Origin of the sequence: Neorhizobium sp. NPDC001467 (assembly GCF_050275975.1) — a bacterium.
In the GTDB taxonomy this organism is placed as follows: Bacteria; Pseudomonadota; Alphaproteobacteria; order Rhizobiales; family Rhizobiaceae; genus Neorhizobium.
Window position 1 is genome coordinate 287865 of sequence record NZ_JBNNPS010000005.1, and the last position, 24683, is coordinate 312547.

23 protein-coding genes and 1 pseudogene are annotated in these 24683 nt (G+C 63.2%); 15 read left to right on the plus strand and 9 right to left on the minus strand.

Features of this window, described 5'->3' with window-relative positions; all coding sequences use genetic code 11:
- The gene (locus tag ACQKKX_RS13335; protein WP_427571165.1) at positions 1 to 1503 is read left to right on the plus strand and encodes an ArnT family glycosyltransferase; all 1503 of its coding nucleotides are present in this window, start codon (positions 1 to 3) and stop codon (positions 1501 to 1503) included.
- 51 nt (positions 1504 to 1554) lie between these two features.
- Here ACQKKX_RS13335 and ACQKKX_RS13340 read toward each other — a convergent pair whose 3' ends face one another.
- On the minus strand, positions 1555 to 2910 hold the full coding sequence (locus tag ACQKKX_RS13340; RefSeq protein WP_427571166.1) for an aspartate aminotransferase family protein: 1356 nt from the start codon (positions 2908 to 2910) through the stop codon (positions 1555 to 1557).
- A 101-nt stretch (positions 2911 to 3011) separates the two neighbouring features.
- On the opposite strand from ACQKKX_RS13340, the gene ACQKKX_RS13345 reads away from it, so the two are divergent.
- Both ACQKKX_RS13345 and ACQKKX_RS13350 read left to right on the plus strand, forming a co-directional pair.
- Complete coding sequence (locus tag ACQKKX_RS13345; RefSeq protein ID WP_427571167.1) at positions 3012 to 4346, plus strand: glutamine synthetase family protein; 1335 nt, start codon at positions 3012 to 3014, stop codon at positions 4344 to 4346.
- Positions 4347 to 4428: 82 nt separating this feature from the next.
- Positions 4429 to 4857 carry a winged helix-turn-helix transcriptional regulator gene (locus tag ACQKKX_RS13350; protein ID WP_427571168.1) on the plus strand — a complete coding sequence of 143 codons (429 nt, stop codon included), beginning with the start codon at positions 4429 to 4431 and terminating at the stop codon, positions 4855 to 4857.
- A 120-nt stretch (positions 4858 to 4977) separates the two neighbouring features.
- Here the strand turns inward: ACQKKX_RS13350 and ACQKKX_RS13355 are convergent, their stop codons facing one another.
- From ACQKKX_RS13355 to ACQKKX_RS13365, 3 genes are all read right to left on the minus strand, one after another.
- Positions 4978 to 5727, minus strand: coding sequence for an SDR family oxidoreductase (locus ACQKKX_RS13355; protein WP_427571169.1), 750 nt, complete (start codon positions 5725 to 5727; stop codon positions 4978 to 4980).
- Between the two features lie 103 nt (positions 5728 to 5830).
- Positions 5831 to 6316 carry a hypothetical protein gene (locus ACQKKX_RS13360; RefSeq protein WP_427571170.1) on the minus strand — a complete coding sequence of 162 codons (486 nt, stop codon included), beginning with the start codon at positions 6314 to 6316 and terminating at the stop codon, positions 5831 to 5833.
- 155 nt (positions 6317 to 6471) lie between these two features.
- Positions 6472 to 7377, minus strand: coding sequence for a diacylglycerol/lipid kinase family protein (locus tag ACQKKX_RS13365; protein ID WP_427571171.1), 906 nt, complete (start codon positions 7375 to 7377; stop codon positions 6472 to 6474).
- Between the two features lie 264 nt (positions 7378 to 7641).
- On the opposite strand from ACQKKX_RS13365, the gene ACQKKX_RS13370 reads away from it, so the two are divergent.
- From ACQKKX_RS13370 to ACQKKX_RS13380, 3 genes are all read left to right on the plus strand, one after another.
- Positions 7642 to 8862 (plus strand): MFS transporter, encoded by a 1221-nt coding sequence (locus tag ACQKKX_RS13370; protein ID WP_427571172.1) that lies wholly within the window; start codon positions 7642 to 7644, stop codon positions 8860 to 8862.
- Between the two features lie 103 nt (positions 8863 to 8965).
- A complete protein-coding gene (locus ACQKKX_RS13375; protein WP_427571173.1) occupies positions 8966 to 9982 on the plus strand; it encodes a zinc-binding alcohol dehydrogenase family protein in 1017 nt (338 codons plus the stop codon).
- A 95-nt stretch (positions 9983 to 10077) separates the two neighbouring features.
- Positions 10078 to 10494: a DoxX family protein gene (locus ACQKKX_RS13380; protein WP_427571174.1), complete on the plus strand. Its 417-nt coding sequence runs from the start codon at positions 10078 to 10080 to the stop codon at positions 10492 to 10494.
- A gap of 55 nt (positions 10495 to 10549) precedes the next feature.
- Here the strand turns inward: ACQKKX_RS13380 and ACQKKX_RS13385 are convergent, their stop codons facing one another.
- From ACQKKX_RS13385 to ACQKKX_RS13395, 3 genes are all read right to left on the minus strand, one after another.
- Positions 10550 to 11170 (minus strand): L,D-transpeptidase, encoded by a 621-nt coding sequence (locus ACQKKX_RS13385; protein WP_427571175.1) that lies wholly within the window; start codon positions 11168 to 11170, stop codon positions 10550 to 10552.
- A gap of 96 nt (positions 11171 to 11266) precedes the next feature.
- Complete coding sequence (locus ACQKKX_RS13390; RefSeq protein ID WP_427571176.1) at positions 11267 to 12325, minus strand: preprotein translocase subunit SecY; 1059 nt, start codon at positions 12323 to 12325, stop codon at positions 11267 to 11269.
- 325 nt (positions 12326 to 12650) lie between these two features.
- A complete protein-coding gene (locus tag ACQKKX_RS13395) occupies positions 12651 to 14315 on the minus strand; it encodes a 4Fe-4S dicluster domain-containing protein (RefSeq protein ID WP_427571177.1) in 1665 nt (554 codons plus the stop codon).
- A 254-nt stretch (positions 14316 to 14569) separates the two neighbouring features.
- Between ACQKKX_RS13395 and ACQKKX_RS13400 the strand changes: the two genes are divergently transcribed.
- The 3 genes from ACQKKX_RS13400 (at position 14570) to ACQKKX_RS13410 (ending at position 16572) form a co-directional block, all read left to right on the plus strand.
- Positions 14570 to 15358 (plus strand): SDR family oxidoreductase, encoded by a 789-nt coding sequence (locus ACQKKX_RS13400; RefSeq protein WP_427571178.1) that lies wholly within the window; start codon positions 14570 to 14572, stop codon positions 15356 to 15358.
- A gap of 323 nt (positions 15359 to 15681) precedes the next feature.
- Positions 15682 to 16290, plus strand: coding sequence for a hypothetical protein (locus ACQKKX_RS13405; RefSeq protein WP_427571179.1), 609 nt, complete (start codon positions 15682 to 15684; stop codon positions 16288 to 16290).
- Between the two features lie 78 nt (positions 16291 to 16368).
- Positions 16369 to 16572 carry a hypothetical protein gene (locus tag ACQKKX_RS13410; RefSeq protein WP_427571201.1) on the plus strand — a complete coding sequence of 68 codons (204 nt, stop codon included), beginning with the start codon at positions 16369 to 16371 and terminating at the stop codon, positions 16570 to 16572.
- A 34-nt stretch (positions 16573 to 16606) separates the two neighbouring features.
- Here ACQKKX_RS13410 and blaOXA read toward each other — a convergent pair whose 3' ends face one another.
- Positions 16607 to 17434, minus strand: a complete 828-nt coding sequence (gene blaOXA / locus ACQKKX_RS13415; RefSeq protein WP_427571180.1) for a class D beta-lactamase — start codon at positions 17432 to 17434, stop codon at positions 16607 to 16609.
- A gap of 102 nt (positions 17435 to 17536) precedes the next feature.
- Between blaOXA and ACQKKX_RS13420 the strand changes: the two genes are divergently transcribed.
- From ACQKKX_RS13420 to ACQKKX_RS13440, 5 genes are all read left to right on the plus strand, one after another.
- On the plus strand, positions 17537 to 18439 hold the full coding sequence (locus ACQKKX_RS13420) for a LysR family transcriptional regulator (protein ID WP_427571181.1): 903 nt from the start codon (positions 17537 to 17539) through the stop codon (positions 18437 to 18439).
- A 126-nt stretch (positions 18440 to 18565) separates the two neighbouring features.
- Entirely contained in the window at positions 18566 to 19858 is a 1293-nt protein-coding gene (locus ACQKKX_RS13425) for an Hsp70 family protein (protein ID WP_427571182.1), read from the plus strand.
- 71 nt (positions 19859 to 19929) lie between these two features.
- A complete protein-coding gene (locus ACQKKX_RS13430; protein ID WP_427571183.1) occupies positions 19930 to 20847 on the plus strand; it encodes a uracil-DNA glycosylase in 918 nt (305 codons plus the stop codon).
- 136 nt (positions 20848 to 20983) lie between these two features.
- Entirely contained in the window at positions 20984 to 21175 is a 192-nt protein-coding gene (locus tag ACQKKX_RS13435) for a hypothetical protein (protein ID WP_427571184.1), read from the plus strand.
- Positions 21176 to 21426: 251 nt separating this feature from the next.
- On the plus strand, positions 21427 to 21567 hold the full coding sequence (locus ACQKKX_RS13440; protein ID WP_427571185.1) for a hypothetical protein: 141 nt from the start codon (positions 21427 to 21429) through the stop codon (positions 21565 to 21567).
- 39 nt (positions 21568 to 21606) lie between these two features.
- Here ACQKKX_RS13440 and ACQKKX_RS13445 read toward each other — a convergent pair whose 3' ends face one another.
- Positions 21607 to 22542: a DMT family transporter gene (locus ACQKKX_RS13445; RefSeq protein ID WP_427571186.1), complete on the minus strand. Its 936-nt coding sequence runs from the start codon at positions 22540 to 22542 to the stop codon at positions 21607 to 21609.
- A 509-nt stretch (positions 22543 to 23051) separates the two neighbouring features.
- Here ACQKKX_RS13445 and ACQKKX_RS13450 point away from each other — a divergent pair.
- Positions 23052 to 24683, plus strand: a pseudogene (locus ACQKKX_RS13450) (hypothetical protein); the annotation flags it as partial.

Below are 24683 nucleotides of genomic sequence, written 5' to 3' on the forward strand. Positions count from 1 at the left end.
GTGGCTTTTTTCGCGCGACCGCAGGCTATCCTGTGGCTGATCCTCGGCTATTTCGCACTGTCGGTGATCCTGCGCCTCATCCGCTCGGACGCCCTGCAGCCGGATGAAGCCGAGCAGATCCTCCAGTCGCAATATCTGCTGATGGGTTACGGTCGCCAGCCGCCCTTCTACAACTGGCTGCAGATCGGCATGTTCGAACTGGTCGGTCCATCCATCCTCGGCCTGACCCTGCTCAAGAACCTGCTGCTCGCGCTTACCTGCATCATCTTCGGCCTTGCCGCCCGCGTGGCGGCAAAAGATCGCCAGATGGCCAGCGCCGCCATGCTGGGCGTGCTGACCATGCCGGCGATCATCGTGATGGTGCAGCGCGACCTCACGCATGCGGTCGCGCTCTTCTGTTTCGTCGCGCTTTTCCTGCTGACCTTCCTTCGCACGCTGACGAGACCGAGCCTTGCCGCCTATCTCGCCACCGGCCTCATCGTTGGGCTCGGCACCATTACCAAGTACAATTTCGTCATTCTGCCGGCTGCCGCTCTCGTCGCGGCGCTGGCGGATGCGGAATTCCGCAAGCGGGTCTTCGACTGGCGGCTGATACCGGCGCTCGTGATTGCCGTCCTGATCTGCCTGCCGCACATGCTGTGGGTTCTCGACCATCTCGAAACGGCCACATCTGGCACGATTTCCGCCATGCACGAGGATGGCAGCGGCAATCCATTGATCGATCGCCTCGGCGGCCTGGCATCCATCGTCGTCTCGGCGTTGCAAGGCACCGTCCCGACCCTGATCTTCTTCGCCATCGCCTTTCACGGCAGGATCGGCGCTGCAGCGCGAGCGCACAGCCGCTGGACGCGCCTGATCGGCCTCACGCTCGTCGTCTGCCTCGTTATCGTGGCGCTGATTGCACTCGGCTTCGGCGCCAGCAGCATTCGCCAGAAATGGCTTGCGCCCTTCCTGATGCTGTTTCCGCTCTATCTCTGCCTGAAGCTCGATGCGGCCGGCATCGCCGCTGAGGTCGGCCTCAAGCGCCTGGCCATCGCCACCTTGAGCGTTGCCACCCTGTTCGTCCTCTACCTGTTCGCCGCCAATGCAATTGGCCCCCGTCTTGGCCGTTACAACAAGGAAACCGTGCCCTACCGCGCCTTTGTCGAACGCGTGCTGGCCGAAAGCGACAGTGCGCTTCCTGCCGTCATCATCAGCGACGATCCCTATCTCGGTGGTGCTGCCCGAATTCTGGTACCGCAGGCCCTGTTGCGCACGCCGAAGGACGCCGCTTTACGGCAGGACGCGCCCGCGCCCACGAACGGCAGCACGCTTCTCCTGTGGGCCGGCAAGGCGACTGACGGTGCGCTCCAGCCGATCCCGCCGGAAGTGCTTGCCCTTCTTGGCGAGAACGCCGCAGTTCCGCATCCTGCTGCGATCAAAACCATGCGCGTGCCCTACCAGTTTTCGGGCGGCGCCAAGGCGGCGGACTTCAGCTACCTGTGGATCCCGGCGCGCCAATAAAGACAGATCCGGCTTGTCCCGGACGCTTCTGGCGACCGGAGCAGACCACCATCATCCCATGCGCGCGTCGCGCAGGTGATCCAGGCCGGCACGCAGTTTCTCGATCATCTCGTCGACCTGCGAACGGCTGATGACAAGCGGCGGCGAGGCGAGCATGCGGTCGGCCGTGGCGCGCATGACGAGACCGTTTTCCAGGCAGTGATTGCGCACCAGCACGCCGGCATCGTCCGGCTTGGCATAACGGGCGCGCACGGCCTTGTCGGGCGAAAGCTGGAGCCCGCCCATCAGGCCGACCACCTGCGCCTCGCCGACCACCGCATGATCCTCAAGGCTTTTCCAGGCTTCGGCGAAATAGGGACCGATCTCGTCGCGCACCCGCGCCACCAGGCCCTCGTTCTCGATGATGGCGAGATTTGCAAGCGCCGCCGAAGCTGCCACCGGATGGCCGGAATAGGTGTAGCCGTGATGGATCTCCTCCTGCGCCAGTACATCCGCGACACGGTCGCTGATCAGCACGCCGCCGATCGGGAGATAACCGGACGACAGGCCTTTTGCGATCGGCGCCATGTCCGGCTCGACACCGAAATGCTTGTAGCCGAACCACTCGCCCAGACGGCCGAAACCGCAGATCACCTCATCGACGATCAGCAGGATGTTGCGCGCCTTGCAGATGCGGGCGATTTCCGGCCAGTAGCTGTCGGGCGGCACGATGACGCCGCCTGCCCCCTGCACGGGTTCGGCGACGAAGGCTGCCACCGTGTCTTCGCCGAGCGCATCGATCTTATCTTCGAGTTCGCGCGCCATTTTCAGCCCGAACCCTTCGCGCGAAAGCGCGCCGCCCTCGACATACCAGTGGGGCTGGCCGATGTGATGCACGCCCTCTATCGGCAGATCGCCCTGCTCGTGCATGTGCTTCATGCCGCCGAGGGAGGCGCCGGCCACGGTGGAGCCGTGATAGCCGTTCCGGCGTGCGATCACCTGCTTCTTGCCCGGCTTGCCCTGTGCGGCCCAGTAGATGCGTGCCAGCCGGAACCAGGTATCGGTCGCCTCGGAGCCGGAATTGGTGAAGAACACGCGGTTGAGATTTGCGCCGGCATGTTCGGTCACTTTCTGGGCGAGCAGCGCCGTCGGCGCCGTCGTGGTGCCGAAAAACGTGTTGTAATAGGGGAGCTCCTGCATCTGCCGCGCCACCGCCTCGGTGATCTCGGTGCGGCCGTAGCCGACATTGACGCACCACAGCCCGGCAAAGGCGTCGAGATATTTCCGGCCCGCGCCATCGAAGATATAGACGCCCTCGCCGCGGGCGATCAGCCGCGCGCCCTGCTCGTTGAGCTCGGTCATCCTGTTGAACGGATGCATGTGATGGGCGGCATCGATGGCGGCAAGATTGGAAAGCTTGGCGGTCACGACAGTCTCCGTTCGGGCGGCGCATCGGCACGCCGGCAATTGTGCAGCCCTGTCTTAGTTGCTACCAACGGGCCACTGCAACAGCTAAACGACGGCATCGCATGGCCCCGGACAATTCCCTTCCCCGTATCGAAATCCTGATCGTCGGCATGAATGGCGATCTGCGCGGCAAGCGGCTGCCGCTCGATGCGGCGGAAAAGATCTGGGCGGGCACCGTGCGGCTGCCGACGTCGACCCAGTCGCTCGATATCTGGGGCGACGACAATGACGACATCACCGGGCTGTCGCTGGCGCTGGGCGATCCCGACGGCACCTGCATGCCGGACCCACGCAGCCATGTCGCCATGCCCTGGGCGCCGGAAGGTTCGAGCCAGGTGCTGGCGACGATGCATGAACTGACCGGTGCTGCGAGCTTCATGGACCCGCGTGCCATTCTCGCTTCGGTCGTTGCGAAATTCGAGGCGCGTGGCCTGAAGCCGGTGGTCGCGACGGAACTCGAATTCTACGTGGTCGAAGACGACTGGCGCGAGACCGGCAGACCGCAGCCACCGGCAAACCTCACCTACCGCAACGACCCGAACGGGTTCCAGCTCTACGACATGCGCGCCACCGATGCGCTCGACGATTATCTGGCAACCATGCGTGCCTATATCGAGGCAATGAACCTGCCGGGCGACGCCACGACCGCGGAATTCGGGCCCGGCCAGTTCGAAATCAACCTCAAACACCGCGCCGATGCGCTGGCCGCGGCCGATGACTGCCTCTATCTCAAGCGCATTGCCGAGCAGGCGGCCAAAAGACACGGGCTGAAATCGACCTGCATGGCCAAGCCTTACAGCGAGCACGCCGGTTCAGGCCTGCATGTGCACGCCAGCATTCTCGACGCGCAGGGACGAAACATTCTCGACGCAGGGGACGGCGATCCGGCACTTCTCAGATCCGTCACCGCCGGCATGCTTGCCACCATGCGCGAGGCGCAGTTGATCTTCGCGCCGCATGCCAATTCCTATCGCCGGTTCCAGCCGGGTTCGTTCGCGCCGGTCGATATCGACTGGGGCATCGGTCATCGCGGCACGGCGATCCGCATTCCCGAAACCGCGGGACCGGGTGCGCGCATCGAACACCGCGTCGCCGGCGCCGATGCCAATCCCTATCTGCTGCTGGCGGCAATCCTGGGGGGCATGCTGCTTGGCCTCGATGACCGTCTCGATCCAGGCCCGATGACGGAACCGGGCAAGGACGTGCCGCCAGGAACGCCGAGGCTGACCCACGATTTCCTCACGGCCGTCGAGGATTTTTCCGCCTCCGCCTTCATCCGCGACACGTTCGGCACCCGCTATCAAAAGCTGTTCGGCGATACCAAGCGAAAGGAAGCGATCGCGCATCTGCGCACCGTCAGCGATTTCGACTACCGCACCTATCTGCCGCGTCTCTGAGGACTGGAAGAGTCTTGCAACGCCTGCCTCGGTCGACTAGGTCTCCAAAAGAGAGTAACAAACCGGGAGCATGGTGAACGTCATGGCAGGCGCGCCGATCTATTCCAAGGCCGATCTGGCCAGGGCCGAGACCTACAAGGCACGCGATTACCCCGCGAATGTCGATCCGGCCATCGAAACGCTGGTGCGCGAGATGATGTCCGGCTTTGCCGACAAGTGGACGGTGACCATTCTGGATACGCTATGGGATTCCGGCACGCTGCGCTTTTCCGAACTTGCCCGCCAGGTGACCGGCATCAGCCAGAAAATGCTGACCCAGACCCTGAGACGCATGCAGCGTGACGGGCTTGTGGTGCGCACTCTGTATCCCAGCGTGCCCCCGAAAGTGGAATACACGCTGTCGCCCCTCGGCATGACACTGGGGGCTGCCTTCTGCAATGTCTGGATCTGGGCGCTCGAGAACCACAAGGCGGTCGATGACGCGCGTGCGCGTTTCGACGAGGCGGAATGAACCGCAGCGCAGCCGGTCCTTGCGAATGTAAAGCCTGAACGTTTGCGGATGAACGAGCGGATGCCCGCGCCATGCGGCACGGGCACCTGTTTAACGCGTGGATTGATCGGCGGCGATCGATCAGCCGGGATTGATCATTGCAAAGACGGCGTCGAACGTGCCGTTCTGTTCGGCGCGGCGCTGGCGCATGACGCGCTCGACCAGCGCCTCCTTCGGCGTCTCGTCGGCGCAAAGCAATTCCACGGCCTCGCTCACGAAGGCATCGAGCGGCATCGCATTCGGATTGGCGGATTGCCCCGGCGTCAGGTCGGTCGCAACCAGCGGCGGCGCGAGTTCGACCACGGCGATCGCGGTATTTCGCAGTTCGTGGCGCATGCACTGCGTCCAGGAATGGATGGCGGCCTTGGTCGCGCTATAGGTCGGGGTATTGGCCCGCGGCACGAAGGCAAGACCGGAGGAAACGGTGACGATTGCCGCTTCCTGTTTGGTCTTCAGATGCGGCATGAGCGCCGCCGTCAGCTGGATCGGCGCAAGAAGATTGGTTGCCACCGTCCGCTGCACGATGTCGAGATCGAAGGGTTCCGCCAGAACATCCTCCACGACCATGATGCCGGCATTGTGGATGACGGCATTGAGGCCGGGATGGTCCGTTACGATGCGGGCCGCAAAGGCGGCAATGTCAGAAGCATTGGTGACGTCGAGCACGTAGCCCTTCATGCCGGGATTGGCGGCAAGCGTTGTGTCAATCGTCGCTTCGTTGCGGCCGGTTATGATGACCTGCGCGCCGCGCGATGCGAGCGCTTCGGCCAGGCCCCGCCCAATGCCGGAATTGCCGCCCGTGATGAGGATGGTTGCTTTCGAGAAATCCATGATGATGCTCCGTGCACTTGTGATGCCCGGAAACTAGGCCGATGACTCTCTTATGGAAAGTAGGCACCTTTTAGTAAGCGACAATTATCTCGCCGAGGGCATCTCAGTTGCTGCCGAACAGCAGCGCTGAGACGATCTGCCCATGCGCTCGCGCCGTGAAGACATCCGCGCGCGCCTCGCTCGCGGCGCGTCTTTCAGCGGCCTGGGCGGGCGTTTCCAAAAGTTCGGCCAGCATCCGCTTCGCCCGCATCTTTTCGGCGCAGGAGATCGTATCGATGGCGATGGCGCCATCCCCCAGATCCGTCTGGACGACGAATTCCTGCGGGGGAAAATCCTCGCGCCATTCGTTCAGCACTTCGACAAGCGCGATATGCGCTGCCTGCCGTTTTGGCATGCGCGGATTGCGGCGTTTCAGGTCGCGGGTCTGCTGCTCCAGCCGGCGGCGAAGATCGGCCCGGCCGGCCAGGGTTGCGGCAATGCCGGCCTTGGCCTCTTCGCAACTGGCGGCAAATTCCGGAAATTCGAACGGGATATCGGCATCCGGCACGCCGGAACCGGTCGACAGGATCGAAGGATACGCAATACTCATCATCTCGGCCCGTTACATTCGGACAGGAATGGAAGGCGGTCATGCCTTCTGCCTGGACACCCGAAGGGATGACCGGACGCTAGGCGCAGGCAGTTAAAAGGCCCTTAAGGCCGGCGCCGAGTTTTGACCCGCAAATCGCTGGCCGGTAGCGTCGCTTACATGGCCGGCGGCGCCACCAGAACCTTCAGTTCGCCGGCGTGAATGCGTAGATGCACGTCGCGCGCCATCGGCAGAAGTTCGCCATCGATGACGCAGCGCACGTCATGGCGCGTTTTGGGAAAATGCAGATCGATCTCGCGCGCCGTCATCGCCGTGACGGCGGGGTTTTCCTTCAGCCGGCCACGCAGGATATCGAAAAACAGCTTCATCGCCCTGGGCGGCGTGAGCGGCTCGGCGAAATAAAATCCCAACATGCCGCCCGTCAGATCGTCGGCATACATCAAAGCGTCGCGGCCGAATTCGTTGTTGGAAACCGAAATTGCAGAGACCTTGTGATGCCCGGCGTTCTCGCCTGTCGAAAACTCCACCTCAAAGACCGGCGGATTGAAGACGACGCCCAGGGCGGCGCGGGTGCTTGCCCGCATCTTGCCCAGCCGCGAGGCAAAATTCATGCTGTCGCGGTAGCGCACCATGCGCGCGTGCATGCCGGCGGAAAACTGGTGGATGAACGTGTGGTCGTTGGCGGTGGCGATATCGACATGCAGGACGTGGCCTTTCGCGAGCACATCGAGAACCTGGAAAATGTCGAGCGGCAGTTTGAGCGAGCGGGCAAACAGGTTCATCGTGCCGGCCGGCACCACGCCGAGCGCCAGCCCGTGACGCCAGGCAATCGCGCCTGCCGCCGACATGGTGCCGTCGCCGCCGCCGGCGATCAGGCCCTCGACGCCCGGCTCGTTGGCGGCCCGCTCCATCGCCTCAACGATCTCGCTGCCGGCGACGACGCGGCAGTCGATCTCATGCCCGGCAGCGCTGAACACTTCCTGCGCGCGCCCGGCATAGGCTTCCATGTCCGTTGTGCGAAATGTGCCGCCGTCGCGGTTGAAGATGGCTATGAGCTTCATGGGTTCTTTCGCATTGTCCGGGCCACGCAAGGGTTATCAGGAATTGGTTGCGAGGCGACCACTTAGCAAGATGCGGCGCGACAAAAACTGTTTTTGCAAACAGGCAACACATTTGCGTGATTTTGATGACATGATTCGTTGCGCTCTACCGCAAGGCGCAATCCTGTGTTAGCGTTTTATCACGATCATTCCATGATCTAACCTCCAGCGCGGGCGAGCTTCACGGCTTTGCCCGTTCTTTTTGCGCTTAACGCGCCACCCAACATGACCGATACAGACATGCACATGACCGCATCCGTTCGCGGCGAGGCTTCGGCCTTGTCTCCTCTGGCCATCCTTCTCATCGAGATCGCGCTTGCCGTGGGAGGGTTCGGCATCGGTACCGGCGAATTCGTCATCATGGGCTTGTTGCCCGACGTCGCGAAAACCTTCGACGTCAGCGTGCCGGTTTCCGGCCATGTCATCAGCGCCTATGCGCTGGGCGTGGTCGTCGGCGCCCCCATCATTGCGGTGCTCGCCGCCAAGATGACGCGGCGCACCCTGCTCCTGGCGCTGATGAGCGTGTTTGCGCTCGGCAACGTCCTGAGCGCGATGGCGCCGGATTTCTACACATTCACCGTGCTGCGCTTCATCACCGGCCTGCCGCACGGCGCCTATTTCGGGGTGGCGGCGCTGGTCGCCGCATCCATGGTGCCGCCCAACAAGCGGGCGCGCGCCGTCGGCCGCGTCATGCTCGGGCTCACCATCGCCACGCTGGTCGGCACGCCGATCGCCAACCTGCTCGGTCAGTGGCTGAACTGGCGCGCCGCCTTCTACCTGGTCGGCTTCATCGCCGCGCTGACCGTCGCCCTGCTCTGGTCGTTCCAGCCGCGTGACACGGTTGCAGAAGGCGCCAGCGTGCGCCGCGAACTGGGGGCTTTTGCCCGCGGCCAGGTCTGGCTGACGCTCGGCATCGCCGCCGTCGGTTTCGGCGGCATGTTTTCGGTATTCTCCTACATCGCCCATACGACGACGCAGACCGCCGGCCTGCCGGTCGCCATGGTATCCATCGTGCTTGCCCTGTTCGGCATCGGCATGAATGTCGGCAATATCGTCGGCTCGCGCCTCGCCGACGTGTCGCTCACCGGCACGATCGGCGGCACGATGCTGTTCAACGTCGTCGTCATGACCGTGTTCGGCCTTGCCGCGCAGCATCCCGTCGTGCTGTGCCTGTGCGTCTTCCTGATCGGCTGCGGGTTTGCTGCCGGCCCGGCGCTGCAGACGCGGCTGATGGACGTCGCCGCCGACGCGCAGACGCTGGCGGCCGGCTCCAACCATTCCGCCTTCAACATCGCCAATGCGCTCGGCGCCTGGCTCGGCGGACTGGTGATCGCGATGGGTTGGGGATTTGCCGCCACCGGCTATGTCGGCGCCTTCCTGTCAGCCGGTGGTTTTCTCGTCTTCCTCACCTCGATGACGCTGGAGAAAAAGACCGCCGCGGCCTGAACCGGGTGCGGCGCATCGTCGGGCGCCCCGCACCCCGGCCAACCGCTTGCCACACGCCGTTCGGCAGGCCATGTTCCCCGCCAGTCAGACCAGGGAGAACAGAATGCGCGCCGTCGGGTTCAACCACAGCCAGCCGATCACTTCGCAAACCGCTCTTGTCGATATCGACCTGCCCGAGCCCGATCCGCAGGGCCGCGACCTGCTGGTGGAAATCCGCGCCGTCTCCGTCAATCCGGTCGATACCAAGGTGCGCAGGAGCGCCGAGGTCGAGCCCGGCCAGTTCAGGGTTCTCGGCTATGACGCCGCCGGCGTCGTGAAGGCCGTCGGCCCGGGCGTGAAGCTGTTCCGGCCCGGCGATGCGGTCTACTATGCCGGCGCGATCGATCGTCCCGGCACCAATGCCGAGTTTCATCTGGTCGATGAGCGCATTGTCGGGATGAAGCCGAAAACGCTCGGCTTCGAGGAGGCGGCCGCGCTGCCGCTGACGGCGATCACGGCTTACGAAGCGCTGTTCCACCGCATGAAGGTGGAGAACAAGGTCGCCGGCGCCTGGAATGCGGTTCTGCTGGTCGGCGCTGCCGGCGGCGTCGGTTCGATCGCCATCCAGCTTCTACGCGCCCTTTCGGACGTCACCGTCATCGCCACGGCCTCCCGGCCGGAAAGTCAGGCATGGGTGCGCGAACTGGGCGCCCATCACGTCATCGACCATTCGAAACCGATGGCGCCGCAACTGGCCGCCATGGCCATCGGCCAGCCGGGTTTCGTCTTTTCCCTCACCCAGACCGACAAGCACCTTCCCGATATACTGGACCTGATCGCGCCGCAGGGCCGGATGGCGCTGATCGACGACCCCGCCGAAGTGGTGGACCTGCGTCTTTTCAAGCGCAAATGCCTGTCGGTTCATTGGGAAATGATGTTCGCGCGTCCCGTTTTCCAAACCGCCGACATGATCGAGCAGCACAAGCTTCTGACCCATGTCGCCGAACTCGTCGATGCCGGGCGCATCCGCTCCACGCTTGCGGACGTGCTCGGTCCTATCAATGCGGACAATCTGAAAAAGGCGCATGCCCTGATCGAAAGCGGTACGACCCGCGGCAAGCTGGTTCTGTCGGGCTTCTGAACGGCTTCGCGATATAGGTGCATTGTCCAGGGAGTGCACTTTATCTATGAGGCGCAAGATGTCATAGTCGCTCGTCAACGTCTGAGGGGGACATCATGGCAACAGCACAGACCAATTCGTTCGGTAATCCGTTCGATGCACTGACCGGATCGACCGTATTCGGCTATCTCGCCCGCATCCTGCTCACCTTCGCCTTTTGGGGAAGCGGGCTGTCGAAGCTGATCGACTTCAACGCCGGGGTCGCCGAAATGGCGCATTTCGGGCTGGAACCGGCGGTCGTCTTCAACATCGCCACCATCGTCACGCAGATCGGCGGGTCGGTGCTTATCATCCTCAATCGCTGGACATGGCTCGGCGCGGCAGCGCTTGCCGTCTTTACCGCGCTCACCATTCCGCTCGTCCATCATTTCTGGACGATGGAGGAGCCGATGCGGACGATGGAGTTCCACATCGTGGCCGAGCACATCACCGTGATCGGCGGCCTGATGGTGGTCGCCTGGAAATCGCGGTGATCCGCCAAGCCCGCAGCACAAAGTGCGGCGGGCCTCTGCCTGACGTGGCAAAGGATCAGGCGGTTGCCTGGATGACGACGACCCGTGCGCCGGTCTTGATACGGGCGTAGAGGTCGATAACGTCGTGGTTCATCATGCGGATGCAGCCGCTCGACATCGCATGGCCGATGGATTCCGGCTGGTTGGTGCCATGGATGCGGAAATGCGTGTCGTTGCCGCCGCGATAGAGATAGATGGCGCGGGCCCCGAGCGGGTTGTTCGGGCCACCCGGCATGCCGCCGGCAAGCTTGCGGTAGCGCGGTTCGCGGCGCTGCATGTTGAGGGTCGGCGTCCACGTCGGCCATTCGGCCTTGCGCCCGACATAGGCATCGCCGGCAAGCGCCAGCCCGGCGCGACCGACGCCGACGCCATAGCGGATGGCACGGCCGCCATCGAGGATGAAATAGGCCCGCCGCGCCGGCGTATCCACGACGACCGTGCCGGGCGCGTAAGCGGAGGCATAGGCGACTTCCTGGCGACGCAGTTCCGGTGCGATGCGGTCGATCGGTACCTGTTTCATCGGAAACGGCTCGTTCGGCAGCGCCGCGTAATTGGTCTGCTGATTGACGGTCGTGGCGCTGCATCCGGCCAGAAACAGCGGCAGGCCGAACATCAGGCCGCGGCGGGAAATCGACATGAAACGTGTCCTTGGTGAGTCGGAAAGATGGCCAAGGATTAGGAATTCATGGTTAATCAAACGCTAACGTGGTGCCGCGATGCATTCACGTCCCGGTCATGCGCGCCCAGTGGCAGAGCGGGCCGACGGGATTGCGAACAGCAGCGCCTCGATCGTTAGGCCGATGGCCAGAAGCGAGGAGAATCCCAATCCCAGGGGCAGACCGACCCAGACGCTCAACACGCCACCGGAAACGACCAGCAGAACCTGGACGGCCACGACGACAAACACAACCGGAGCAAACGGCCGATCCGGCGTCGAAACGAGGTCGATCGACCGCAGATAGACAGCGACGAAGACCGGGATGAGAGCGCAGGTGACGGCAAGGACGATCGCCTGGAGAATGAGGATATCAACCCCGTTGACGGCCGCCGGCGCAAGAACGGCCAGAAGTGTGAGCAGATAGCCTGCGACCACGCTCGCCAGCACAGCCGGCCAGATGAGAATTTCACGCGGCGCGGCGCGGCGCTCGCCAACCTCCCCCGAGCCGTGCGTGGCTACAGTCTCCCACGTGCGGGTCATGAAGACGATCGCCGCGACCGACAGTGCCAGCTGAATGGCGAAGATCAGCAGTGGCAAGGCAGAAATCGCGCCGGTTTGCATCAATGCCGCCGCATCAGACACCTGCCCCGGCAGGCCGATCAAAGCCGGGACCGACCACAGCGCCCAAAAACCGTTGCGGAAACCGGCAATGCGGAGGTGGTAGCAAAGGAACAGGGTCACGGCGGTGGCACCCATATAGGTCGCGATCCCGACCATCGGCGAGGTCCCGTTGAGCATCCCCATGGCGGCCAGCGCCTGCACGATCCCGTATCCCTGAAGCGCCGTCACGCCCAAGGCCAGCACGCCGGCAATCGCCGTTTCGACCGGACCGGAGTGCCGGTTCCGGCCTGCGCCCCTTGCCAGAAACAGCCGGCCGATTTCCACCAGCGCCAGCGCATTATAGAGCGGCATCAGGCCGAGCGCGAAGATCGAAAGACGCGAAAGCGCGCCGTCACCACCGGACATCCGGGCTGCGGCCGCGGCGGTATCGAGGCCGGGAAGCGGTATTTTCGTTCCCACCATCATCACGATCGCGGCAAGCAGCAGCATGAGGATCGATCGTTTCGCAGCCATGCCCTCGCCCTGCCCGCAGCTTCGATGTGGTTCAGCCGTTATCTTCGGCAGGGCGCGCCGAAGTCAAGGCGGACGCTTCAGTCTACAAGCGCCGCCGTGACGCTGCGGGTGCAACGGGTTTGCGCATCACCCGCCCGAGCCGACAACGTCAGCCGCCAGAGCCGCCGGCCAGACCCGGCAGAGAGACCCGGCCGGCCCATGTGACCGCCCGCCTGCGCCCGACGACCCGGCCGCCTGCCGTTGCCGATCAGGTGGGCTGGCTAAGTCCGCCGGGCTGCCTCTCGAACCCGCTCGCTCGTCCGGCCCCGCCGGTCATGCCGCATCCTCACATATTCTGATACACCGGCCCCTCCGCGCCCTGCGGCGGCACCCAGTTGATGTTCTGGTTGGGATCCTTGATGTCGCAGGTCTTGCAGTGCACGCAGTTCTGGGCGTTGATGACATAGACTTCCTCGCCATCCTTCTCGACCCATTCGTACACGCCGGCCGGACAGTAACGTGTCGAGGGCCCGGCATAGACGTCGTGTTCGGAGCGTTTCTGCAACTCCATGTCCCTGACCTGAAGGTGAACCGGCTGGTCCTCCTCGTGGTTGGTGTTGGACAGGAACACCGAGGACAGGCGGTCGAATGTCAGGACGCCATCCGGCCTCGGATAATCGATGCGTTTGTGGCGGTCCGCCGGCTCGAGCGCCTGCGCGTCGGTCTTGCCGTGTTTGAGCGTGCCGAAGACGGAAAAGCCGAAAAGCTGGTTGGTCCACATGTCGAGCCCGCCCAGTGCCACGCCGAACACCGTGCCGAGCTTCGACCACAGCGGCTTGACGTTGCGCACGCGTTTGAGGTCGGCGCCGATCGGACCGGCGCGCCATTCGTTCTCGATCTCGATCACGTCGTCATTGGCCCGGCCGGCCGCGATCGCCGCCGCCAGCTTGTCTGCCGCCAGCATGCCCGACAGCACGGCGTTGTGGCTGCCCTTGATGCGCGGCACGTTGACGAGACCCGCGGAACAGCCGATCAGCGCGCCGCCCGGGAAGGTCAGTTTCGGCACCGACTGGTAACCGCCCTCGCCAATGGCGCGGGCACCGTAGGAGAGGCGCTTGCCGCCCTCGAAGGTCCGGGCAATCGCCGGATGCGTCTTGAAGCGCTGGAATTCCTCGAACGGATGGAGATAGGGGTTTTTGTAGTTCAGATGAACGACGAAGCCGACCGCAACCATGTTGTCCTCCAGATGATAGAGGAAGGACCCGCCGCCGGTCTTCATGTCGAGCGGCCAGCCGAACGAGTGCTGCACCAGCCCCTGCTTATGGTTCTCCGGCTTGACCTGCCAGAGTTCCTTGATGCCGATGCCGTATTTCTGGACGTCGCGGTCTTTCGACAGATCAAATTTCCGGATCAGCTGTTTGGCCAGCGAACCGCGCACGCCCTCGCCGATCAGCGTATATTTGCCCAGAAGTTCCATCCCGCGGGTGAAATTGGGGCCCGGCGTGCCATCTTTCTCGATGCCCATGTCGCCGCTCGCAACACCGCGCACCGCACCGTTTTCATCGTACAGGACTTCGGTTGCGGCAAAGCCGGGATAGATCTCGACACCGAGCGCTTCCGCCTTTTCCGCCAGCCAGCGACAGACATTGCCAAGCGAGACGATATAGTTGCCGTGATTGCTCATCAGCGGCGGCATCAGCAGATTGGGAAGCCGCACCGACCCTGCCGGGCCGAGCAGCAGGAAATGATCGTCGGTGACTTTCGTCTTGAAGGGATGCCCCTCCTCCTCGCGCCAGCCCGGCAGAAGTGCATCGATGCCAGCGGGATCAACCACTGCGCCGGAGAGGATATGGGCGCCCACTTCCGCACCCTTTTCCAGAACCACGACCGAGAGGTCCGGATCGATCTGTTTCAGACGGATCGCCGCTGACAGTCCGGCCGGGCCGGCACCAACGATCACCACGTCGAATTCCATTGATTCCCGCTCGGGAAGCTCCATCGCTTCGGTCATTGTCTTGGCTCCCTTGCTGCGCCCACAGCGTTCTATCCGCTCGTTTTTCTTTGACAAAAGCCGCAGGCCTTGTCGACCCGGTAAAGCGATGCGGATCGCACGCTTTCCAGCCCACCTGAAGGCAGGATAATATTACGTTTACGTGCACGTAATACCAAACTCAATACGCTCCCGGCAAGTTCCCTTTGCCTCTTCGCATTGCCTCCCTATAACTGCTGCACGGACCATGCAGGCCAGATGGAAGGAACAGCGATATGGATCTTGGAATTGCCGGCAAGCGGGCGCTCGTACTCGCCTCGTCACGCGGCCTTGGGCTTGGCATTGCAACCGCGCTTGCCCGCGAAGGCGCAAACGTGCTCCTGGTCGGCCGCTCCGGGGAAAAGCTTGCGGAGAACTGCAAGGCGATCAATGCCGAGGGCAAAGGCCGGGCCGATTGGGTCTGGGGAGATCTCGCCGACGAGAATTTCGTCGCAACCATGATCGAAGCGGTCAGGCAAAAGCTGGGCGGCATCGATATTCTGGTCAACAATACGGGCGGCCCGACCCCGGGCGGCGTCACGGAAATGACGGCGGACAAGCTGTCCACCTTTTTCGAAACAATGGTTCTCAAGGTGATCGCGCTCACCAACGCGCTTCTGCCGCAGATGCAGGAACAGGGCTGGGGTCGCGTGCTCACCGTCGGTTCTTCGGGCGTTTTCGAGCCGATCGCCAATCTCGCGCTGTCCAACACGCTGCGCTCGGCACTGGTCGGCTGGAACAAGACGCTGGCAACCGAAGTCGCCAATTCCGGCATTACCGTCAACATGCTGTTGCCGGGCCGCATCCATACCGATCGCATAGACGAACTGGACGGCGCCAATGCCAAGCGGCAAGGCAAGCCGGTGGAGGAGATCCGTGCCGCCTCGTTGAAGACCATCCCAGCCGGCCGTCTCGGCAAGGTCGAGGAATTTGCCGCCGCCGGGGCATTTTTGTGCTCGCAACCGGCAAGCTACATTACCGGCACGATGCTGCGGGTGGATGGAGGCGCCGCAAAATCCGTATAGCAGCCAGGTCGGCGCGAAGTCTAAATCCGATAAATAGTCACAAATTTCAAGCAACGATCCCGGTTCCTGTTGAGGATCGTTGCAACATCGCCGTAGAAGATTGAACGATACTCGTTACAACTTCGCTTTTTACTTTAATTGCGACACGTGAGTTGAATATACCTAAATGCCCTTGATCTAATGGGTTTCCGATAATTCGATCGGAGACACTCATGTTACTGGATGCCCTATTGGGAGGGGGTGGTTCTTCTCCTCCTCCCAAACCCGCAGGCCCTGCCGAAAACACGGCGCCCGCAAGCCCGGCGCCGCAGCCGGCCCCACCCGTGACCGACACGACGGAAAACAGCCTGCCGATGGACAGCGACGACGGAACCTATCTGCCGGCACCGGTTGCCGAAGACACAGAGATGCATGCGCCGGAAACGGAAGCAGCTCCGCCAGGCACGGGGACGGGGGCCGGCACAGACACCGGGACCGGCGAAACCGACCCCGCTTTCGAACTCCCCCTGCCCGACATGGCCGACCCCGGCCCGGACGCGGCTGACGACGCCGGCATCGACGACAGCATGCCGTCGCTGCCATCGGCGCCAGATCTCGGCGAGGATCCGCTGGGTCTGGCCGACCCGCTGGTGCCTGGGATCGACCTTGGTGACATTGTCGCAACCCCCGGCCCCGCCGTTTACAGGAACGACGCGGTGTCGCGCATCACCGGCCTCATCGCCCGCTATGAGACCATGCTGGCGGAACCGGAAAAGATCGAAACGGACCCGGCCCGTGCGCGTGCCCTCGAACTTGCACAGAACCGTGTCCTGACCAGCCTGATCGACCGCATGTCGACCGCGGATGCACGGCTCGCGCTTCTGGACCGCGGCACCGAAGCCGCCGATCCGGTTTCGCTCATCAGCCGGTATTACGCCGAAACCGGGCGTTGACCCTGCGGCAATTTCCGACATGACGAAAGCAGGTCTGCATCGTAACATGCAGACCTGTTCGTCGGGGGAAAGATGACCATGCGCCTTGTCCGGATCGTTCTGACAATCCTCGGCCTGCTGATGCTTCTGGCCGGCCTTCTCTGGGCCGCTCAGGGAACCGGCATCTTCCCCTACCCGGCCTCGAGCTTCATGATCGATCAGTCACCCTGGATCCTGCGCGGCGCAGTCGTCGCGGTCATTGGCGCCGCGATCCTCTGGATCGCCCGGCGCCACCTGCGCTGAGCGGCGATCGGCCTAGGATCGGTCTCAAAACCCGTCAGTCCCCGGCGACGATCCCGGGAAGGTCGGCGATCAAACCGTCACGCACGGTATAACTGATCGGCGTATCCTTGTGCGGCCGGGTATCGACCAGAAGGCGTGCAAAAATCACCGAGCGTCCTTCTCGCTGGGCCCAGCCGACGAACCAGCCGATCGGCCGGTTGCGATCCGGCTTGCCGGCTTTGTCGCGCAGGCTGCCTGACCCGGTCTTGCCGCGGATCACCCAGCCGTCCGCAGCCTTGAAGACCGGCACGATCTCCCGGGTCTTGTCGCCAGCAGTCGCCGAAATCGGCAGTTTGCCGTCGAGGAAACGCTTGAGAAACGCCACCTGCTCATCCGGCGAGATTTTCAACGACGACATCAGCCAGGCTTCGGTCAGACCATCCGTTTTCCCCGGCCCGCCGGAAACGTCACGATTGCCGTAACCGAAATCGCGCACGTATTTGGCAAAAGCTTTAGGCCCGAGCCTGCGGGTGATCTCCTGCGAATACCAGACGATCGAATCCCGCTCCCAGATGGTCGGATCGGTGTCCTGCTGCTCGCGCTTGGAACGGTTGAATTTGGCCTGATAGGGCCAACGGGGATTTTGTGCATCGATCAGAATGCCCGCGTCATAGCCCATCATGGCCAATGGCAGTTTGAAGGTCGATTGCGGATAAAAGCGCTCGTCGCAATGCCCTTCGCGCAGGATGGGCGCGCCGCTCTGCCCGTCGATCACGACCGTGCATTCCACCTTCTCTGCGGCGTGCGTGGCTGAAAAGCTGGCGGCCAGGCCGGAAAGGCCGAGCAAGATGGTGGCCAGATAGGATCGTTTGCACATGGTCATGGCGGTTCTCCAAGGTTTCTTAGCCCTTTCCTACGATCCGTTGCACGACCCGATCAAACGATGATATCTGCGGCGAGCCATAAATTTATCTAGGCCTCGACCATGGTTCGTCCGCATCTGCCGCTCAATGCCCTGCGCGCCTTCGAGGCGGCCGCCCGCCACCTGAGCTTCACCCGTGCGGCGATCGAACTCTGCGTCACCCAGGCCGCCGTCAGCCATCAGGTGAAGCTGCTCGAACAACGCATCGGCGCAACGCTGTTCCGCCGCCTGCCGCGCGGGCTGATGATTACCGAAGAAGGGCTTGCCATGCTGCCCATTCTGCAGGAATCGTTCGACCGCATGGCCGGCGTGCTGGAACGGTTCGAGGGCGGGCATTTGCGCGAGGTGCTCACCGTGGGCGCCGTCGGCACGTTCACCACCGGCTGGCTTTTGCCCCGGCTCGACGATTTTCTGGAACGCCATCCGTTCATCGACCTGCGCCTGTCCACCAATAACAACCGCGTCGACATCGCCGCCGAGGGACTGGACTACGCGATCCGGTTCGGCAATGGCGCATGGCACGATATCGAGGCTGAACCGCTGATCGAGACGCCGTTGTCGGTGCTGTGCCTGCCCTCGATCGCCGGCCAGTTGAAAGTCCCGGAAGACATTGTCGGCCACCGCCTGCTGCGCTCCTATCGCGCCGACGAATGGCCGCGCTGGTTCGAGCAGGCGGGCATGAACGCTCCGCCGATCCGTGGTCCGGTTTTTGACAGTTCCGTTCTGATGGTCGATGCCGCATTGCAGGGGTTTGGTGTGGCGCTGGCGCCGCCCCTGATGTTTTCCCGCCAGATCGCGAGCGGCCATCTGGAGCAGCCGTTCGATATCACCGTATCGCTTGGCAGATACTGGCTGACACGGCTGAAATCGCGCATCGTCACCCCGGCCATGCATGCCTTTCGCGCCTGGATCATGGAGCGTGCGGGCGAAGCGCAGACCGATCCGGGCCATCGAAATCCGCGCTGACGGCTTGCTATCCGGCAGTCCCTGTGGCATCAGGCGCGCTCCTATTTCCGGGCGGCTCTGGCGCGCCCTTGTCGTTCGGGGCAAGGCCCCGTCCCATCCATTTCTGACCTTTTCAGGAGCACGGCCATGTCACGGGCGCTCGGGCTTGATTTCGGCACGACCAATACTGTTCTCGCATTGTCCAAGGACGGCAGCACCACCAACTCCATGTCGTTCACCAGCAGCGCCGGCACGACCGATTCCATGCGCACCGCGCTGTCCTTCATGAAGGATGCGCAGCTCGGCGCGCAGGCGCTGAAAGTTGAAGCCGGTCAGGCCGCCATCCGCCAGTTCATCGACAATCCCGGTGACGCGCGCTTCCTGCAGTCGATCAAGACCTTTGCGGCAAGCCCCCTCTTCCAGGGCACGCAGGTGTTTGCCCGCCGCCATTCCTTCGAAGACCTGATGGAGGTTTTCCTGAAGCGTCTGAAGACCTATGCGGACGGCCACTGGCCGGCCGATGTGTCGCGCCTCGTTGCCGGTCGCCCGGTGCATTTCGCCGGCGCCAACCCGGACCCGGCGCTCGCCACGGAGCGGTATAACGAAGCTCTGACCCGCCTTGGCTTCCCGGAAATCCACTACGTCTACGAACCCGTCGCGGCCGCTTATTATTTTGCCCAGACGCTGAAAAGCGACGCAAACGTTCTGGTCGCCGATTTCGGCGGCGGCACGACGGACTATTCGCTGATCCGTTTCGAACGGGTTGCCGGCAAGCTCAAGGCAACCCCGATCGGACATTCCGGCGTCGGCATTGCCGGCGATCATTTCGACGCCCGCATGGTTGACCAACTGGTGGCGCCGGAAATCGGCAAGGGCACGCATTTCAGGAGCTTCGACAAGCTGCTCGATGTGCCAGCCGGCTATTACGCCAACTTCTCGCGCTGGAACCAGTTGTCGATCTTCAAGACGACGCGCGAATTCACCGACCTGAAATCGCTGGTGCGCTCGGCCACCGACCCGGACAAGCTGGAACTTTTCATCGATCTCGTCGAACATGACGAGGGCTATCCGCTCTATCAGGCGATCTCGGCCACCAAGATGGCGCTGTCGGGTGCGGAAGAAGCGGAGTTCCATTTTTCGCCACTCGGCAAGGCCGGCCGCAAGACCGTGAAACGCGCCGATTTCGAAAGCTGGATCGCGGCGGATCTGGAAAAGATCGAGGGCGCGCTCAACGATGTGCTGACCAAGACCAACACCGCGGTCGATCAGGTCGACAAGGTGTTCCTGACCGGCGGCACGTCCTTCGTGCCGGCCGTGCGCAAGATCTTCACCGAGCGTTTCGATGCCTCCAAGATCGAGACCGGTGGCGAATTGCTGTCCATCGCCCACGGACTGGCGCTCATCGGCGAAAGCGGTGATGTGCAGGAATGGGCGGCATAAAGCCGGGCATTCCGCACATGACAGCGGCGAGGCGGTTTTCACCCGCAGCCATCGTGTTATAGGGTAAGCCCATGAACGCCAGCGCCAGCCATCTCGACCCGGCAGAGCTTGCCGCCCTTCTGCATTTCTATGCGGATTCGGGCGTCGAATGGATGCTGGAAGACGCGCCGGTGGATCGGTTTGCCGAGTTTGCCGAGCAGCAGGCGGCACGGGCAAATCGCCCGCCGCTTCAGACGCCCGCCGCCCAAGGCGCCCCGCAGCAACAGGCCGGCGACACGTCTGCCCCGCCGTCGCCCTCTCCACAGGCAAAGGTCCTGCCCGGCCGCGCCCCGCCGCCACCGCGCCCGTCCAGCACGCCCGTAGCCATTCCCGACGATCAGGCGATTGCCGCCGCGCGTTTTGCCGCCGACGGCGCCCGCTCGCTCGACGAGCTGAAGGTGGCGATGGAAGCCTTCGGGGGCTGCAACTTGAAGCATGGCGCCCGCTCCACCGTGTTTGCCAGCGGCAATCCATCCTCCGGCGTCATGGTGATCGGCCCCATGCCGAATGCCGACGATGATCGCGACGGCATGCCCTTTTCCGGCCGCCAGGGCCAGATGCTCGATCGCATGCTCTCCGCCATCGGTCTTTCGCGCGAGACCGTGCTGCTTGCCAATGCCGTGCCGTGGCGGCCGCCCGGCAACCGCACGCCCTCGCCGGCCGAAATGGAAATCTGCCGGCCGTTCATCGAGCGCCAGGTAGTGCTCGCCGAACCGAGGCTGCTGCTGCTTCTCGGCAACTTTACCGTGAAATGTCTGCTTGGCGGCGACGCGTCCATCTTTTCGATTCGCGGCGCCTTCCGCGATGTCACACTCGGTCAGCTGACCCTGCCGGCGCTGGCCAGCCTGCACCCGCAGGATCTGATGGCTGCGCCTGCAAACAAGGCGCTTGCCTGGCAGGATCTGCTGCAATTCAAGGCAAGACTGAACGAAATTCAGGCAGAAATATAATCGATTAAGGTTTTATGACAAGAGCCATGCGTGACCCGCATGGCTGCACTTCCTTTGCGTGCATTGCGAAAATCACGCTGCACTGCGATATTGCCGCCATGTCTTGGGAGGAATTCTGGTTTAAGGAACCAAGGCAATGACCACGAACACCCGCCCGATCCATTCGGGTTTCGAGACCCTGCAGTTTGCCGGCCTGTCGGCGCGCACGACTGAAGGCTATCACCACTTCGGCTCGGCCACCAACGAGCAACTGACGGCAGCCGGCTTTGCCCGCCGTGGCATGCTCACCCGTCCGACCGCCGTTTTCGCAGATTTTCGCGAGCGCTGAGTTTCCGGTGGGCAGTGGCCGGCCACTCCCAGGCGCCGGCCTTCCCTTGTGAATGGCGGGCGGCACGCAGGACGCTTCCAATACGGTGCATCCCGCTTTTTCGGATCGGATCGCGAGCGGAAACGCCATGCAATGCGCATGACGCGGTAAAGCCTTTGTAGGGCTACGCTTCCGAGCGATGCAAAGATCTTAGGAACATCCGCGCATTTTTTGTGCGTCCCACCCGGACGCCGGCGGCAAGGAGCAAGCCGATGAAAATGAGCCTCCACCCCCTGCGGTCGCTGCGTCAAAACCTGCGCGATATCGGCACCGCTATCAGCGCCTCGCGCCAGTACACGCAGGCCACCCGCAGCAAGACGTCGCCGCCATGCGACACCGGCATTCATTTCTGAAAGCGTCGCGCCGTCGAGGCTGATCTATCAGCCATGCGGTCAGGCGGGCGGGGTTGCCTTGCGGGCGGCCTTGCGCTCCAGCCCAAGCTTGTGTTCGCGGTAGATGATGAAGATGCCCGCCGAGACGGTGATCGCCGTGCCGATTAGCATGGTCACGGTGGGGATATCGCCGAACAGGATGAAGGCGATGACAATGCCGAGCAGGATCGAGGTATAGTCGAACGGCGCCACCGTCGAGACATCGGCATTACGATAGGCTTCGGTCAGCAGCAATTGTCCCACGCCGCCGCAGAAACCCGATGCGATCAGGAAGAATGCCTGCCAGAAGGTTAGCGCCGACCAGCCGAAGGGAATGGTGACGAGCGCGAAGATCGCGCCCGAGAGCGAGAAATACAGCACGATGGTCGATGTCTTTTCCGTGCTGACCAGTTGCCGGGTCTGAATGGCGGCGAAACCGGCGAGGAAGGACGACATCAGGACCGAGGCGGCGCCGATCGCCTGGGCATTGCCGAAACCGCCATCGTCGAACATGGAAAGTTTGGGCCAGGAAATGATCATCACGCCGCAAACGCCGACCGCCACCGCCGACCAGCGATAGATGCGTACCTTCTCCTTCAGGAACACGGCGGCGCAGACGACGCCCATCAGCGGCGTTGCATAGCCGATGGCGATCGCATCGGGCAGCGGCAGCTTGACCAGGCCGTAAAAGCCGAAGCCCATCGAGGCGATGCCGAGAAAGCCACGCTTGAAATGACCGAACATGTTGTTGGTGTAAAAAGCCGCGCGCAGATCGCTGCGGAAGGCGAGATAGGCCATGATCGGCACCAGCGCGAAGGCCGAGCGATAAAATGTCACCTGTCCCGCCTCGACATCCGGCCCGGCCGACTTGATGCAGGTCTGCATGCCGAGGAAGGCCACGACGGAAAACAGTTTCAGCGCGATGCCCTTGAGGGGATTGATCGCTTCGGGTGCCATTTCGGACTCGTTGTGAAGGCAGGCCGAGAAACGCCTGCAGGACGTTCAAATCAGTTGCTATGCCAACCAATGGCGAAAAAGAGTTCACATCTTCTTACGCTGCGGTCGTCCATGCCTTGTTCCCGCACAAATCGGCATCATTGCGGCCATCGGTCTTGCAAGCTGACGCCGTGCGGCCCGAAAATTCGCACGCCGCAAAAGGGATTTCCTGATTGACTGCCGGAGGCCTGTATCCGGTCAAACTAAAGGCCCCGTGCCATCGCCCGCAGGCACACATGAACTTGTAGCGATATCACGGCTGCACACCAATATATTGGCTGCATAAAAGATGCTGTGCCATCTATGCTATCGAAAGTCCGACAATTGCAGGCAGACAAACGCACTGTACCTTTTTGAAGCAATGGTCCAGAATTTTAGCAATCGTTCAGCTTTGGCTGCCATTATCAGGTCAACTCTTGGCCAGCCTCAAGAAACCCGCCTTTTAATATTTGCTATTTCCAGGAAAGATCATGCGCACAGACACGGGTCAGATCGTCAATCTGGCAGACTACCGTCCCACTGACTTTGTTCTTGAACGCGTCGATCTGACCTTCGAACTGGATCCGACCAATACCAAGGTCGATGCGCGCCTGATCTTCCACCGCCGCGAAGGCGTCGATCCGCAGGCACCGCTGGTTCTGGATGGCGACGAGCTGAAACTTTCGGGCCTGCTGTTCGACCAGCGCGAAGTGCCGGCAAGCCAGTATGACGTGACCCCGGAACTTCTGACGATCCGTGACCTGCCGGCCGAGGCGCCGTTCGAGATCACCGTCACCACTTATATCAACCCGGAAGCCAATACGCAGCTGATGGGCCTTTACCGCACCAACGGCATCTATTGCACCCAGTGCGAGGCCGAAGGTTTCCGCCGCATCACCTACTTCCCCGACCGCCCGGACGTTCTGGCGCCCTATACGATCACCATCATCGGTGACAAGGCGGCCAACCCGGTCATGCTCTCCAACGGCAACTTTTTGCTGCCGGCCGGTGCCGTGGAGAACCTGGCCCGCCGCACGACGACCGGCATGCGCAGCGCGGAGTTCGGCGGACTGCGGATCACCGACTGCCTCGTCCCGCGCAGCGCTGTGCTCGGGGAGGTCGGCGACGGCTACGAGCTGTCGCTGCGCTCCTCCCTGCTCATCCGGGGCCTCATCCCGTCCATCGTGCTCGCGGGCGCCGACACCGCCCTGCGCACCGTGGCCCGGTTCGCGGGCCGCAGCCGGGCGGACGGCCGTTCGTCGCTGGACGTGCGCCATGTGCGGGACGTGCTCACCGGCGGCTTCCTCGATCTGCTGATCATCGACTGCCTCGCCCTGGTCGCGACCCGGGCCCTGCATCTGCTGCCCCGGCAGATGAGCGCCTACGCGGCGGCCGCCGCCTACCTCGCCCCGAAGCTCGTGGCCGAGAGCATGGACGAGATGTCGTCGGTGCTCGGGGAGGAGACGTTCGCCCAGGACGGCGCGTACGCGATGTTCCAGAAGCAGCGGCGCGACCTGCCGGTCACCTCGCTGGGGCACGCGGGCAGCGCGGGGCGGCAGGTCAGCATCCTGCCCCAACTGCCGTACTTCGCACGGCACGCCTGGTTCGCCGACCCCGAGCCGCCGCCGGACCTGTTCCGGCCGGACCGGGAGCTGCCGCCGCTGGACCTGTCCCAGCCCGTGCTGCTCGGTGACGGCGACCCGCTCGCCGCGACCCTCGTCGCCTGCACCGACCTCCTCGAAGCCGCGCAACCGCCGGACGAGACCGGCTTGGGCGGGCCGGCCCTGCGCTTCCTGGCCCGCGTCCTCACCGGTGAACTCGCCGAGCTGAAGAAGGCGTTCGAGAAGGTCGCGGAGGGCGACCGCGAGGCCCTGTCCAGCCCGCAGAGCTTCGGCCTCGCCGACCGGTACACCCTGGTCCTCGCGGCGGCGGCCCGCCTCGGCGTGTGGCGCGAACAACGCTCCGCGCCCGCCGGCCGGGCGGATGCCTTCCTCGCCGCCCCCGCCTGGGTCACCGCCGTCCTCTACCGGCTGGTCGCACGGCAGAAACCATTCCTTCGCTGTCGTTCGAAACCATCCGCGACATGCCGCTCGCCGACATCTGGTATGACAGCGCCGCGTTCA

Excerpts from the sequence above, each read along its gene's own strand:
- ACQKKX_RS13350 (WP_427571168.1), top strand. The coding sequence starts at position 4,429 with ATGGCAGGCGCGCCGATCTATTCCAAGGCCGATCTGGCCAGGGCCGAG.
- ACQKKX_RS13440 (WP_427571185.1), top strand. The coding sequence starts at position 21,427 with ATGAAAATGAGCCTCCACCCCCTGCGGTCGCTGCGTCAAAACCTGCGC.
- ACQKKX_RS13380 (WP_427571174.1), top strand. The coding sequence starts at position 10,078 with ATGGCAACAGCACAGACCAATTCGTTCGGTAATCCGTTCGATGCACTG.
- ACQKKX_RS13345 (WP_427571167.1), top strand. The coding sequence starts at position 3,012 with ATGGCCCCGGACAATTCCCTTCCCCGTATCGAAATCCTGATCGTCGGC.
- ACQKKX_RS13420 (WP_427571181.1), top strand. The coding sequence starts at position 17,537 with ATGGTTCGTCCGCATCTGCCGCTCAATGCCCTGCGCGCCTTCGAGGCG.
- ACQKKX_RS13425 (WP_427571182.1), top strand. The coding sequence starts at position 18,566 with ATGTCACGGGCGCTCGGGCTTGATTTCGGCACGACCAATACTGTTCTC.
- ACQKKX_RS13360 (WP_427571170.1), bottom strand. The coding sequence starts at position 6,316 with ATGAGTATTGCGTATCCTTCGATCCTGTCGACCGGTTCCGGCGTGCCG.
- blaOXA (WP_427571180.1), bottom strand. The coding sequence starts at position 17,434 with ATGACCATGTGCAAACGATCCTATCTGGCCACCATCTTGCTCGGCCTT.
- ACQKKX_RS13430 (WP_427571183.1), top strand. The coding sequence starts at position 19,930 with ATGAACGCCAGCGCCAGCCATCTCGACCCGGCAGAGCTTGCCGCCCTT.
- ACQKKX_RS13410 (WP_427571201.1), top strand. The coding sequence starts at position 16,369 with ATGCGCCTTGTCCGGATCGTTCTGACAATCCTCGGCCTGCTGATGCTT.
- ACQKKX_RS13385 (WP_427571175.1), bottom strand. The coding sequence starts at position 11,170 with ATGTCGATTTCCCGCCGCGGCCTGATGTTCGGCCTGCCGCTGTTTCTG.
- ACQKKX_RS13435 (WP_427571184.1), top strand. The coding sequence starts at position 20,984 with ATGACCACGAACACCCGCCCGATCCATTCGGGTTTCGAGACCCTGCAG.
- ACQKKX_RS13400 (WP_427571178.1), top strand. The coding sequence starts at position 14,570 with ATGGATCTTGGAATTGCCGGCAAGCGGGCGCTCGTACTCGCCTCGTCA.
- ACQKKX_RS13355 (WP_427571169.1), bottom strand. The coding sequence starts at position 5,727 with ATGGATTTCTCGAAAGCAACCATCCTCATCACGGGCGGCAATTCCGGC.
- ACQKKX_RS13375 (WP_427571173.1), top strand. The coding sequence starts at position 8,966 with ATGCGCGCCGTCGGGTTCAACCACAGCCAGCCGATCACTTCGCAAACC.
- ACQKKX_RS13365 (WP_427571171.1), bottom strand. The coding sequence starts at position 7,377 with ATGAAGCTCATAGCCATCTTCAACCGCGACGGCGGCACATTTCGCACA.
- ACQKKX_RS13370 (WP_427571172.1), top strand. The coding sequence starts at position 7,642 with ATGACCGATACAGACATGCACATGACCGCATCCGTTCGCGGCGAGGCT.
- ACQKKX_RS13395 (WP_427571177.1), bottom strand. The coding sequence starts at position 14,315 with ATGACCGAAGCGATGGAGCTTCCCGAGCGGGAATCAATGGAATTCGAC.
- ACQKKX_RS13390 (WP_427571176.1), bottom strand. The coding sequence starts at position 12,325 with ATGGCTGCGAAACGATCGATCCTCATGCTGCTGCTTGCCGCGATCGTG.
- ACQKKX_RS13445 (WP_427571186.1), bottom strand. The coding sequence starts at position 22,542 with ATGGCACCCGAAGCGATCAATCCCCTCAAGGGCATCGCGCTGAAACTG.